The sequence below is a fragment of the Limnobacter sp. 130 genome, from assembly GCF_902506325.1.
Classification (GTDB): Bacteria; Pseudomonadota; Gammaproteobacteria; order Burkholderiales; family Burkholderiaceae_B; genus Limnobacter.
Genome location: NZ_LR732328.1, coordinates 1,391,381 through 1,403,615, shown reverse-complemented (window position 1 = coordinate 1,403,615; position 12,235 = coordinate 1,391,381). Strand labels below are relative to the sequence as shown.

At 51.8% G+C, this 12,235-nt stretch carries 12 protein-coding genes; all 12 read left to right on the top strand.

Annotated elements, in window-relative coordinates; translation table 11 throughout:
* The 12 genes from rpoC (at position 1) to rplV (ending at position 12,230) form a co-directional block, all read left to right on the top strand.
* Entirely contained in the window at positions 1–4,230 is a 4,230-nt protein-coding gene (gene rpoC, locus FRIGORI9N_RS06705; protein ID WP_159569034.1) for a DNA-directed RNA polymerase subunit beta', read from the top strand.
* A gap of 143 nt (positions 4,231–4,373) precedes the next feature.
* Positions 4,374–4,760, top strand: coding sequence for a 30S ribosomal protein S12 (gene rpsL / locus FRIGORI9N_RS06700; RefSeq protein ID WP_105028062.1), 387 nt, complete (start codon positions 4,374–4,376; stop codon positions 4,758–4,760).
* 112 nt (positions 4,761–4,872) lie between these two features.
* The gene (gene rpsG / locus FRIGORI9N_RS06695; RefSeq protein WP_008253357.1) at positions 4,873–5,343 is read left to right on the top strand and encodes a 30S ribosomal protein S7; all 471 of its coding nucleotides are present in this window, start codon (positions 4,873–4,875) and stop codon (positions 5,341–5,343) included.
* An 18-nt stretch (positions 5,344–5,361) separates the two neighbouring features.
* Positions 5,362–7,464, top strand: coding sequence for an elongation factor G (fusA, locus tag FRIGORI9N_RS06690; protein WP_159569033.1), 2,103 nt, complete (start codon positions 5,362–5,364; stop codon positions 7,462–7,464).
* A 33-nt stretch (positions 7,465–7,497) separates the two neighbouring features.
* On the top strand, positions 7,498–8,691 hold the full coding sequence (tuf, locus tag FRIGORI9N_RS06685; RefSeq protein ID WP_159569032.1) for an elongation factor Tu: 1,194 nt from the start codon (positions 7,498–7,500) through the stop codon (positions 8,689–8,691).
* Positions 8,692–8,790: 99 nt separating this feature from the next.
* Complete coding sequence (gene rpsJ, locus FRIGORI9N_RS06680) at positions 8,791–9,102, top strand: 30S ribosomal protein S10 (RefSeq protein WP_008253393.1); 312 nt, start codon at positions 8,791–8,793, stop codon at positions 9,100–9,102.
* A gap of 99 nt (positions 9,103–9,201) precedes the next feature.
* Positions 9,202–9,846: a 50S ribosomal protein L3 gene (gene rplC / locus FRIGORI9N_RS06675; protein ID WP_159569031.1), complete on the top strand. Its 645-nt coding sequence runs from the start codon at positions 9,202–9,204 to the stop codon at positions 9,844–9,846.
* 10 nt (positions 9,847–9,856) lie between these two features.
* On the top strand, positions 9,857–10,477 hold the full coding sequence (gene rplD / locus FRIGORI9N_RS06670; RefSeq protein ID WP_008253364.1) for a 50S ribosomal protein L4: 621 nt from the start codon (positions 9,857–9,859) through the stop codon (positions 10,475–10,477).
* Positions 10,474–10,770, top strand: coding sequence for a 50S ribosomal protein L23 (gene rplW / locus FRIGORI9N_RS06665; protein WP_008253367.1), 297 nt, complete (start codon positions 10,474–10,476; stop codon positions 10,768–10,770). Before rplD ends, rplW begins: the two co-directional genes overlap by 4 nt.
* Before the next feature lies 1 nt (position 10,771).
* Positions 10,772–11,599 carry a 50S ribosomal protein L2 gene (gene rplB / locus FRIGORI9N_RS06660; RefSeq protein WP_105028065.1) on the top strand — a complete coding sequence of 276 codons (828 nt, stop codon included), beginning with the start codon at positions 10,772–10,774 and terminating at the stop codon, positions 11,597–11,599.
* 15 nt (positions 11,600–11,614) lie between these two features.
* A complete protein-coding gene (gene rpsS, locus FRIGORI9N_RS06655) occupies positions 11,615–11,890 on the top strand; it encodes a 30S ribosomal protein S19 (protein WP_159569030.1) in 276 nt (91 codons plus the stop codon).
* Between the two features lie 10 nt (positions 11,891–11,900).
* Positions 11,901–12,230: a 50S ribosomal protein L22 gene (rplV, locus tag FRIGORI9N_RS06650; protein WP_130557584.1), complete on the top strand. Its 330-nt coding sequence runs from the start codon at positions 11,901–11,903 to the stop codon at positions 12,228–12,230.
* The last annotated feature ends 5 nt before the right edge of the window (positions 12,231–12,235 follow it).

Genomic DNA, 12,235 nt, shown 5'->3' with positions numbered 1-12,235 from the left:
ATGAAAGCTTTATTAGATCTGTTTAAACAGGTCCAGCAAGACGAGCAGTTCGACGCAATCAAGATTGCGATCGCATCGCCCGACAAAATCCGTTCGTGGTCTTTCGGTGAAGTTAAAAAGCCAGAAACCATCAACTACCGCACCTTCAAGCCTGAGCGCGACGGTCTGTTTTGTGCCAAGATTTTTGGCCCAATCAAAGACTATGAATGCTTGTGCGGCAAGTACAAGCGACTGAAGCACCGTGGCGTGATCTGCGAAAAGTGTGGCGTTGAGGTTACATTGGCCAAAGTGCGTCGCGAACGCATGGGCCACATCGATCTGGCGTCACCCGTTGCACACATCTGGTTCCTGAAGTCCCTGCCGTCCCGTTTGGGTATGGTGCTGGACATGACCCTGCGGGACATCGAGCGCGTACTGTACTTCGAAGGTTTCGTGGTTGTTGAACCGGGCATGACTCCATTGAAGCGCGCCCAGTTGTTGACCGAAGAAGATTACCTGGCCAAGCAAGAAGAATACGGCGACGATTTCGTGGCATTCATGGGTGCCGAAGGCATCAAGGAACTGTTGAAGTCAATTGACATTGACCGCGAAGTCACAACACTGCGCGAAGAATTGGGTACCACCAACTCTGAAGCCAAAATCAAGAAAATCGCCAAGCGCCTGAAGGTGCTGGAAGGTTTCCAGAAATCCGGTATCAAGCCTGAGTGGATGATTCTGGAAGTGTTGCCAGTGTTGCCACCTGAGTTGCGTCCATTGGTTCCTCTGGATGGTGGTCGTTTTGCGACTTCCGACCTGAACGATTTGTATCGTCGCGTGATCAACCGTAACAACCGCTTGAAGCGTCTGCTCGAATTGAACGCACCCGATATCATCGTGCGAAACGAAAAGCGCATGCTGCAGGAAGCGGTTGATTCGTTGCTCGACAACGGTCGTCGCGGAAAAGCCATGACAGGCGCCAACAAGCGTCCATTGAAGTCGTTGGCCGACATGATCAAAGGCAAGGGCGGTCGTTTCCGTCAAAACTTGCTGGGCAAGCGCGTGGACTACTCTGGTCGTTCCGTGATTGTGGTGGGTCCACAGCTGAAACTGCACCAGTGCGGTTTGCCCAAGCTGATGGCACTCGAGTTGTTCAAGCCCTTCATTTTCAATCGTTTGGAAGTGATGGGTATTGCAACCACCATCAAGCAGGCCAAGAAATTCGTTGAAAATCAGGAGCCCATCGTTTGGGACATCCTGGAAGAAGTAATTCGCGAGCATCCGGTCATGCTGAACCGTGCGCCAACGCTGCACCGCTTGGGTATTCAGGCATTTGAGCCTGTGTTGATTGAAGGCAAGGCCATTCAATTGCACCCATTGGTATGTGCTGCGTTTAACGCCGACTTTGACGGTGACCAAATGGCGGTTCACGTGCCTTTGTCTCTGGAAGCCCAGATCGAAGCACGTACCCTGATGCTGGCCTCCAACAACGTGCTGTTCCCAGCCAACGGTGATCCTTCAATTGTTCCTTCACAAGATATCGTGTTGGGTTTGTATTACACGACCCGCGACAAAGTGAACGGCAAGAACGAGGGCATCATGTTCTCTGACGTGGGCGAAGTAAACCGTGCCTACGACAACAAAGAAGTTGAGTTGGCCACTCGCGTGACTGTTCGCATCACCGAATACGACGTCAACAGGGAAACCGGCGAAAAGACATCCAAGCGCACACGCTACGAAACAACCGTGGGCCGTGCTTTGCTGTCTGAAATTCTGCCCCCAGGTCTGCCGTTCTCCTTCATCGACCGTCCTTTGAAGAAGAAAGAAATTTCCCGCTTGATCAACGCCTCTTTCCGTCGTTGTGGTCTGCGTGAAACCGTGATTTTTGCTGACAAATTGATGCAGTTCGGTTTCCGCATGGCAACTCGCGGCGGCATTTCGATTGCCATGGGCGACATGGTCGTTCCAGCGCAAAAGCAAGTGATCATCGCTGCGGCTGAAGCCGAAGTGAAAGAAATTCAGTCCCAGTACACCTCGGGTTTGGTAACTCAGGGCGAGCGTTACAACAAGGTCGTTGACATTTGGGGCCGTGCAGGCGACCAAGTGGGCAAGGCCATGATGGAACAGCTGGCGACCGAGCCAGTGATTGACCGCAACGGCAATGAAGTGCGTCAGGAATCGTTCAATGCGATTTACATGATGGCCGACTCCGGTGCCCGTGGTTCTGCTGCGCAGATTCGCCAGTTGGCGGGTATGCGTGGCCTGATGGCCAAACCTGACGGCTCCATTATTGAAACACCGATCATCGCGAACTTCCGCGAAGGTCTGAACGTGTTGCAGTATTTCATTTCAACCCACGGTGCGCGTAAGGGTCTGGCCGATACGGCATTGAAGACAGCGAACTCCGGTTACTTGACACGTCGTTTGGTTGACGTGACGCAAGACCTGGTTGTAGTCGAAGACGATTGCGGCACCACCAATGGCGTGGCCATGAAGGCCTTGGTTGAAGGCGGTGAAGTCATTGAAGCCCTGCGCGATCGTATTTTGGGTCGTGTTGTGGTGTCCGATGTGGTCAATCCTGAAACTCAGGAAACTGTGTTTGAAGTGGGCAAGTTGCTCGACGAAGACGCAGTTGAATTGATTGATCACTTGGGTATTGACGAAGTTCGCGTTCGCACTCCCTTGTCTTGCGACACGCGTTACGGTCTTTGTGCGAAGTGTTATGGCCGCGATCTGGGTCGTGGTTACCTGGTCAACAATGGTGAAGCTGTGGGTGTAATCGCCGCGCAGTCCATCGGTGAGCCCGGTACTCAGTTGACCATGCGTACGTTCCACATCGGTGGCGCTGCTTCTCGCGCAGCCGTGGTGTCCAGCATTGAAGCCAAGTCAAACGGCGTGATCCGTTTCACGGCTACCATGCGCTACGTGACCAACGGCAAAGGCGAGCAAATCGTGATTTCCCGTTCAGGCGAAGTGTTGATCACCGATGACTTCGGTCGTGAGCGTGAACGTCACAAAGTACCTTACGGTGCCACGCTGGCCGTGCTCGACGGAAATCAGGTTAAGGCTGGCGCGATGTTGGCAACCTGGGATCCTTTGACCCGTCCGATCGTGACTGAATACGCAGGCAAGATCCGCTTCGAGAACATCGAGGAAGGCGCAACTGTTGCCAAACAGATCGACGATGTAACTGGTTTGTCCACTTTGGTGGTAATTGATGCCAAGCGTCGTACTGCTGGCAGCAAAGGTGAGCGTCCACAGGTTAAGTTGATTGATCCACAAGGCAATGAAGTGAAGATTGCCGGTTCCGATCATTCAGTGAATATCAGCTTCCCGGTAGGTGCACTGATTACCGTGCGCGACAATCAGGACGTGTTTGTGGGTGAAGTGCTGGCTCGTATTCCTCAGGAAAGCCAGAAGACTCGTGACATCACTGGTGGTCTCCCGCGTGTGGCTGAACTGTTTGAAGCCCGCTCGCCCAAAGATGCAGGCATGCTGGCCGAAGTCACGGGTACGGTTTCCTTCGGTAAGGACACCAAGGGCAAGCAGCGTTTGGTCATTACAGACCTCGACGGTGTATCACATGAATTCCTGATCCCCAAGGACAAGCACGTTCTGGTGCACGACGGCCAGGTGGTGAACAAGGGCGAAAGCATCGTTGACGGCCCAGCCGATCCTCACGACATTTTGCGTTTGTTGGGTATCGAAGCCTTGGCCCGATACATCGTGGACGAAGTTCAGGATGTGTATCGCTTGCAAGGTGTGAAGATCAACGACAAGCACATTGAAGTGATTGTTCGTCAAATGTTGCGTCGCGTCATTGTGAGCGATGCGGGTGAAACTGGCTTCATCCCTGGTGAGCAGGTTGAGCGTTCCGAACTGTTGGATGCAAACGACAAAATGCGTAGCGAAAACAAACGCGAAGCTACCTACCAAAACATCTTGTTGGGTATTACCAAAGCGTCCTTGTCAACCGATTCGTTCATTTCGGCTGCTTCCTTCCAGGAAACAACCCGGGTATTGACCGAAGCGGCCATTATGGGCAAACGCGACGAATTGCGTGGTTTGAAAGAAAACGTGATTGTAGGTCGCTTGATCCCAGCCGGTACTGGTATGGCCTTCCACAAGGCACGCAAGGACAAAGAAGGGCGTGAGGCTGAAGAGCTGCGCCAGATGGAAGCCGAACATGACCCACGTGCGCAAGCCGAGGCCTTGTTCAATCTGCCAGCTTCAGAGGGTTCTGACGAAGCCTAAGTTGTTGACGGAAATATGAAAGGTGATGTTAAAACTTCACCTTCCTCATTGACCCGCGCTTGTGTTTTGGAATACAATCGCGGGCTAAATTGGCTGCGGGCACGCCCGTAGCCCTTTTGTTTTTTTTAACCGGAACTGGAACTATGCCAACCATTAATCAACTAGTGCGTAAACCACGCACCAGTGTGACCATGAAGAGCAAAAGCCCCGCGCTTGAGGATTGCCCTCAAAAACGTGGCGTGTGTACTCGTGTTTACACAACAACTCCAAAAAAACCAAACTCTGCGCTGCGTAAAGTAGCCAAAGTTCGCCTGACCAATGGCTTCGAAGTGATTTCCTACATTGGTGGTGAAGGCCACAACCTGCAGGAACACTCAGTTGTGTTGATCCGTGGCGGTCGTGTGAAAGACTTGCCTGGTGTGCGTTATCACATCGTGCGTGGCTCACTTGACTTGCAAGGCGTTAAAGACCGTAAGCAGGCTCGCTCCAAGTATGGTTCGAAGCGTCCAAAAGCTGCTAAGGCCAAGTAAGTTTTTACATTGGTCAATTTAAAACCGCATTCCGTGCGGCACACATTTGGTGTGTCGAGTAAGCAGATGCATAAGTGGGATTGCCCACGCTGAAGATAAAGGAATAGTCAAGATGCCACGTCGTCGCGAAGTGCAGCGCAGAGAAGTGCTGCCAGATCCAAAGTTTCAAAGCACAGAAGTAGCCAAGTTCATGAACGTCATCATGTTGTCTGGCAAGAAAGCTGTTGCAGAACGTATTATTTATGGTGCTTTTGACAGCATCTCAACGAAAGCTGGTAAAGACCCACTCGAGGTGTTCAACGCCGCGATCAACAACGTAAAGCCTGTTGTTGAAGTGAAGTCTCGCCGCGTCGGTGGTGCGAACTACCAAGTTCCGGTGGAAGTTCGTCCCTCACGTCGTTTGGCCCTGGCCATGCGTTGGGTGCGTGAAGCAGCCAAGAAGCGTAGTGAAAAGTCGATGGACCTTCGCCTTGCAGGTGAACTGCTCGAGGCTGCTGAAGGTCGCGGTGGTGCGATGAAGAAGCGTGATGAAGTGCACCGCATGGCTGAAGCCAACAAAGCCTTCTCGCATTTCCGATTCTAAATTTAACTGGAGTAGCAAATGGCTCGTAAGACGCCCATTGAGCGATATCGCAACATTGGTATTTCCGCGCACATTGATGCCGGTAAAACCACAACGACTGAACGTATCCTGTTTTATACAGGCGTAAGTCACAAAATTGGTGAAGTGCACGATGGTGCAGCTACCATGGACTGGATGGAGCAGGAGCAAGAGCGTGGTATTACCATTACCTCTGCGGCTACTACCTGTTTCTGGAAGGGTATGGACAATTCCTACCCAGAACACCGCTTTAACATCATTGATACACCGGGGCACGTAGACTTCACGATTGAAGTTGAGCGGTCCATGCGTGTTCTGGATGGTGCTTGCATGGTGTACTGTGCGGTGGGTGGCGTTCAGCCCCAGTCCGAAACTGTTTGGCGTCAGGCCAATAAGTACAAGGTGCCTCGTTTGGCTTTCGTGAACAAGATGGACCGCACTGGCGCCAACTTCTTCAAGGTGGTTGAACAAATGCGTCTGCGCTTGCGCGCAAACCCAGTGCCAATCGTGATTCCAATCGGCTCGGAAGAAAAATTCCAGGGCGTGGTTGATCTGATCAAGATGAAGGCAATTTACTGGGATGAAGCATCCCAGGGCATGAAGTTTGATTACCGTGAAATTCCGGCAGAACTGAAAGCCGAAGCTGACAAATGGCGCGAGCAGATGGTGGAAGCTGCGGCTGAAGCTTCTGAAGAGCTGATGAACAAGTACCTCGAAGGTGGTGACTTGTCAGAAGCTGAAATTATTCTGGGCATTCGCACCCGCACCATTTCGACTGAAATTCAGCCGATGTTGTGTGGTACGGCGTTCAAGAACAAGGGTGTTCAGCGCATGCTCGACGCCGTGATCGATTTCCTGCCATCACCAGTGGACATTCCACCAGTGTCTGGCACAGATGAAGATGAAGAGCCAATCGTTCGCCACGCCAACGACGAAGAAAAGCTGTCAGCCTTGGCATTTAAGCTGATGACTGACCCCTTCGTGGGCCAGCTGACATTCGTTCGAGTGTATTCCGGTGTGTTGAACAAGGGCGATTCTGTATACAACCCTGTGCGCGGCAAGAAAGAGCGTATTGGTCGTATTGTTCAGATGCATGCCAACAACCGCTTGGAAGTTGAAGAAATTCGCGCGGGTGACATTGCCGCTTGCGTAGGCTTGAAAGACGTGACGACCGGTGAAACCCTTTGTGACCCTTCGGCCATTATTACGCTGGAGCGCATGGTGTTCCCAGAGCCAGTGATTGCGCAGGCTGTGGAACCAAAAACCAAGACAGACCAAGAGAAAATGGGTATTGCCTTGGGTCGTTTGGCCGCAGAAGATCCTTCATTCCGTGTGCGCACCGATGAAGAGTCAGGTCAGACCATTATTGCTGGTATGGGCGAATTGCACCTCGAAATTATCGTGGACCGCATGAAGCGCGAATTCGGCGTGGAAGCCAACGTTGGCAAGCCTCAGGTTGCGTACCGCGAGACAATTCGCAACGTGGTCAAAGAAGTTGAGGGCAAGTTTGTTCGTCAGTCTGGCGGTCGCGGTCAGTACGGTCACGTTGTGTTGCGTGTTGAGCCAAACGAAGCAGGCAAAGGTTTCGAGTTCCTCGATGAGATCAAGGGTGGTGTGGTTCCTCGCGAATACATTCCTGCGGTTCAAAAAGGTATTGAAGAGTCTTTGAGCAATGGTGTGTTGGCTGGGTATCCGGTCGTTGACATCAAAGTTGCTTTGCACTTTGGTTCATACCACGATGTTGACTCGAACGAAACAGCGTTCAAGATCGCAGCTTCCATGGGTTTCAAGGAAGGTATGCGTCGTGCCAGCCCTGTATTGCTAGAGCCTATGATGGCTGTTGAGGTTGAGTCGCCAGAGGATTACGCCGGCACAGTGATGGGCGACTTGTCCTCACGTCGTGGTGTGGTTCAAGGTATGGACGATATTCCTGGTGGCGGCAAGGCAATCAAGGCGGAAGTGCCATTGGCTGAGATGTTTGGTTATTCCACTACACTGCGTTCTTTGACACAGGGTCGCGCAACGTACAGCATGGAATTCAAGCACTACAGTGAAGCACCGAAAAACGTAGCGGAAGCTGTGATCAGCGCCCGCGCCAAATAATTGAAATTAAAGAACTGAAAAGAGGTATTTGCAATGGCAAAAGAAAAGTTTGAGCGTAAGAAGCCACACGTAAACGTTGGAACGATTGGTCACGTGGACCATGGCAAGACAACATTGACGGCGGCGATCACAACCGTATTGGCGCGACTGAGCGGCCATGGTGAAGCCAAGGGCTACGACCAGATCGATGCGGCTCCGGAAGAAAAGGCGCGCGGCATTACGATTAACACGGCCCACGTTGAGTACGAGACAGAAACACGTCACTACGCACACGTGGATTGCCCAGGTCACGCCGACTACGTCAAGAACATGATTACTGGTGCAGCGCAGATGGACGGCGCAATTCTGGTGTGTTCAGCAGCCGACGGCCCCATGCCACAAACGCGTGAGCACATCTTGTTGGCTCGCCAGGTTGGCGTACCTTACATCATCGTTTTCCTGAACAAGTGCGACATGGTGGATGACGAAGAGTTGCTGGAGTTGGTTGAAATGGAAGTGCGCGAGCTACTTTCCAAGTACGACTTCCCAGGCGACGACGTGCCAATCGTAAAGGGTTCAGCCAAGCTGGCCCTGGAAGGTGACACAGGCGATTTGGGCGAAGGCGCAATCAAGCAGTTGGCAGCAGCGCTTGACAACTACATTCCAACACCCGAGCGCGCAATCGACGGCACCTTCCTGATGCCAATCGAAGACGTGTTCTCCATCTCTGGTCGTGGCACTGTAGTAACAGGCCGTATCGAGCGTGGTGTGGTGAAGGTTGGCGAAGAAATTGAAATCGTGGGTATCAAAGACACGGTCAAGACAATTTGCACGGGCGTGGAAATGTTCCGCAAGTTGTTGGATCAGGGTCAGGCGGGCGACAACGTTGGTGTGTTGCTGCGTGGTACCAAGCGTGAAGACGTGGAGCGTGGTCAAGTGTTGGCCAAGCCAGGTTCAATCAAGCCGCACACAGGGTTCAGCGCAGAAATTTACGTGTTGAGCAAAGAAGAGGGTGGTCGTCACACGCCATTCTTTAACAACTACCGTCCACAGTTCTATTTCCGTACAACCGACGTAACAGGCTCAATCAGCCTGCCCGAAGGCAAGGAAATGGTTCTTCCTGGCGACAACGTGTCGATCAATGTTGAGTTGATTGCACCAATCGCGATGGAAGAAGGTCTGCGTTTCGCGATTCGCGAAGGTGGCCGTACGGTAGGTGCTGGCGTAGTTGCCAAAATTACCAAGTAATACTTGGAATGCGCCCGCATCAGTTAACTGGTGCGGGCAATTTTGAGGTGAGCCGAAAGTAATGTTTGGTCACACTCATTTAGCTCTTTAGGAAAAACCATGAACAACCAAAAAATTCGTATTCGCTTGAAAGCCTTCGATTACAAACTGATTGATCAGTCTGCATTGGAAATTGTTGAAACAGCCAAGCGCACCGGTGCTGTCGTAAAGGGCCCCGTTCCTTTGCCTACCCGTATCAAGCGATTCGATATTCTGCGTTCGCCTCACGTGAACAAGTCTTCACGTGACCAGTTTGAAATCCGTACTCATCAGCGTTTGATGGACATCGTGGATCCTACAGACAAAACTGTAGACGCCTTGATGAAGCTGGATCTGCCGGCTGGTGTGGATGTTGAAATCAAGTTGCAATAAATTTAATTAACGCATATAATCTTTGGCTAACCTTTTCAAAAGGTTAGCTTTAGATAGAATTTAATCATTCGGCCAATCGTAGCCGAAATTGGAGAAATCATGAGTCTAGGCCTTATTGGTCGCAAGATCGGCATGATGCGCATCTTTACAGACGCGGGTGTTTCTATTCCTGTGACTGTTGTGGATGTGTCTTCTAACCGTGTTGCGCAGCTCAAAACACTCGAACAAGACGGCTACACAGCCGTTCAGCTTGCCTACGGGTCCAAGCGAGCCTCCCGCGTTGTCAAGGCGCAGGCTGGTCACTTTGCAGCAGCTTCTATTGAGGCGGCATCTTCCCTTGTTGAATTCCGTGTTGATACGGCCAAGCTTGCTGAATTGCAAGTCGGTTCTGCTGTGTCTGCTGAAATTTTCGCGCCAGGTCAAAAAGTTGACGTTAGTGGCGTAACGCAGGGTAAGGGCTTTAGTGGCGCTATTAAGCGTCACCACTTCAGCTCGCAGCGCGCGTCTCACGGTAACTCGATCTCGCACAATGCCCCTGGTTCAATCGGTATGGCTCAAGATCCGGGTCGAGTATTTCCTGGTAAGCGCATGGCCGGCCAGTTGGGTAACGTAAATCGCACCACCCAGAATCTGGAAGTGGTTCGTGTAGACGCCGAGCGTGGTCTGCTTTTGATTAAGGGCGCTGTGCCTGGATCAAAGGGTGGCCAATTGTTGGTTAAGCCAGCTGTCAAGGCAAAGGCGTAAGGGGAACCAGATGGAATTGAAAGTCATTAGTGATTCTGGGCAGGCCTCTCAAACTGTTCAGGTTTCCGATGTTGTGTTTGGTCGTGAGTACAACGAACCGCTGATTCATCAGTTGGTTGTTGCATACCAAGCCAACGCGCGTCAGGGTACGCGTCAACAAAAAGATCGTTCGGAAGTACGTGCTTCAACGCGTAAGCCATGGAAGCAAAAAGGTACCGGCCGCGCGCGTGCTGGTGCGGTGTCCAGCCCATTGTGGCGTGGAGGCGGCAAGACCTTTCCGAACTCTCCCGATGAGAATTTCACCCAAAAGCTGAACAAGAAAATGTTCCGTGCTGGTGTTTGTTCCATCCTGTCTCAGTTGAGTCGCGAAGGTCGGTTGGTTGTGGTCGAGTCCTTGGACTTGGAAGCACCGAAGACCAAGTTGCTTGATCAAAAATTGAAAGGCATGGGTCTCGATTCAGTCCTGATGATTGTTGATTCAGTGGACGAAAACTTGTACCTGGCATCCAGAAATCTGCCCAATGTGGCAGTGGTCGAGCCACGTTACGCCGATCCCCTTTCCTTGATTTATTTCAAGAAGGTGGTTGCGACTCGTGCTGCAATCGACAAACTGCAGGAGATGTACGCATGAACACCCAGCGTTTAATGAAAATTTTGTTGGCGCCCATCGTCTCTGAAAAGAGCACCATGTTGGCCGACAAGCATGAGCAAATTGCTTTCAAGGTTTGCACCACTGCAACTAAACATGAGATCAAGGCGGCCGTGGAGCTGCTGTTCAAAGTTGAGGTTGAGGCTGTGCGTGTGGTTAACATTGCTGGCAAGCAAAAGCGCTTTGGCCGCACCATGGGGCGTCGCTCCGATGTGCGCAAAGCCTATGTTGCGCTGAAAGCTGGTCAAGAAATTAATTTCTCGGAGGCTGCGTAACATGCCATTAGTTAAATTAAAGCCAACGTCACCAGGCCGCCGTGCCATGGTGAAAGTGGTTCACCCGCATTTGCACAAGGGTGAGCCTTACGCGCCGCTGCTTGAGAAGAAGTCCAAGACTGCTGGCCGCAATAACAACGGTCGTATTACAACCCGTCACATGGGTGGTGGTCACAAGCAGCACTACCGCATGGTTGATTTCAAGCGCAACAAAGACGGTGTGCCTGCGAAAGTTGAAACGATTGAGTACGATCCAAACCGTACGGCGCACATTGCCCTGATCTGCTATGCAGACGGTGAGCGCGCTTACATCATTGCTCCTCGTGGTTTGCAATTGGGTCAAACTGTTGTGAATGGATCTGAGGCGCCAATCAAGATCGGTAATACATTGCCGATTCGGAACATTCCCGTAGGTACTACTGTGCACTGCGTTGAAATGTTGCCTGGCAAGGGTGCTCAAATTGCGCGTTCCGCGGGTGGCTCTGCCATGTTGCTGGCTCGTGATGGCACGTACGCCCAGATGCGTTTGCGCTCCGGTGAAATTCGTCGCGTTCATATTGAATGCCGCGCCACCATCGGTGAGGTTAGTAACGAAGAAAACAGCTTGAAGAAAGTGGGTAAGGCTGGTGCAACACGCTGGAAGGGTATTCGTCCAACAGTGCGCGGTACTGCGATGAACCCGGTAGACCACCCACACGGTGGTGGTGAAGGCAAGACCGGCGAAGGCCGTGTGCCAGTTAGCCCATGGGGCCAACCAGCCAAGGGCTACCGCACTCGCAATAACAAGCGTACCAATTCGATGATTGTTCAGCGTCGTCACAAGCGTTAAGTGGGGTAAACAGATATGTCTCGTTCATTAAAAAAAGGTCCTTTCTGCGACGCCCACTTGATCAAAAAAGTGGAGACTGCTGCAGCATCCAAGGACAAGCGTCCAATTAAAACTTGGTCCCGTCGCTCGACTGTACTCCCTGAGTTCATCGGTCTGACAATCGCTGTTCACAATGGCAAGCAACATGTGCCTGTGTACATCAACGAAAACATGGTTGGTCACAAACTCGGTGAATTTGCGTTGACTCGCACATTCAAGGGTCACGCGGCCGACAAGAAGGCCAAGCGATAAGGGGTAGGAAATGGAAACTCGTGCAATTTTGAAGGGTGTTCGCTTGTCTCCTCAGCGTGGCCGTATGGTCGCTGACTTGATTCGCGGTAAAAAGGTTGATCAAGCCTTGAACATTCTTGCTTTCTCACCACAGAAAGCGGCATTGATTGTGAAGAAAGTGTTGGAAAGTGCAATCGCCAACGCCGAGCACAACGATGGCGCCGACGTTGATGAACTGAAAGTAAAAACCATTTACGTGGAAGAGGGACCTGTGTTGAAGCGCTTTACAGCGCGCGCCAAGGGTCGTGGCAATCGTATCACTAAGAAGACCAGTCACATTTATGTGACGGTTGGAAACTAAGGGGG

Excerpts from the sequence above, each read along its gene's own strand:
- rpoC (WP_159569034.1), top strand. The coding sequence starts at position 1 with ATGAAAGCTTTATTAGATCTGTTTAAACAGGTCCAGCAAGACGAGCAG.
- rpsL (WP_105028062.1), top strand. The coding sequence starts at position 4,374 with ATGCCAACCATTAATCAACTAGTGCGTAAACCACGCACCAGTGTGACC.
- rpsG (WP_008253357.1), top strand. The coding sequence starts at position 4,873 with ATGCCACGTCGTCGCGAAGTGCAGCGCAGAGAAGTGCTGCCAGATCCA.
- fusA (WP_159569033.1), top strand. The coding sequence starts at position 5,362 with ATGGCTCGTAAGACGCCCATTGAGCGATATCGCAACATTGGTATTTCC.
- tuf (WP_159569032.1), top strand. The coding sequence starts at position 7,498 with ATGGCAAAAGAAAAGTTTGAGCGTAAGAAGCCACACGTAAACGTTGGA.
- rpsJ (WP_008253393.1), top strand. The coding sequence starts at position 8,791 with ATGAACAACCAAAAAATTCGTATTCGCTTGAAAGCCTTCGATTACAAA.
- rplC (WP_159569031.1), top strand. The coding sequence starts at position 9,202 with ATGAGTCTAGGCCTTATTGGTCGCAAGATCGGCATGATGCGCATCTTT.
- rplD (WP_008253364.1), top strand. The coding sequence starts at position 9,857 with ATGGAATTGAAAGTCATTAGTGATTCTGGGCAGGCCTCTCAAACTGTT.
- rplW (WP_008253367.1), top strand. The coding sequence starts at position 10,474 with ATGAACACCCAGCGTTTAATGAAAATTTTGTTGGCGCCCATCGTCTCT.
- rplB (WP_105028065.1), top strand. The coding sequence starts at position 10,772 with ATGCCATTAGTTAAATTAAAGCCAACGTCACCAGGCCGCCGTGCCATG.
- rpsS (WP_159569030.1), top strand. The coding sequence starts at position 11,615 with ATGTCTCGTTCATTAAAAAAAGGTCCTTTCTGCGACGCCCACTTGATC.
- rplV (WP_130557584.1), top strand. The coding sequence starts at position 11,901 with ATGGAAACTCGTGCAATTTTGAAGGGTGTTCGCTTGTCTCCTCAGCGT.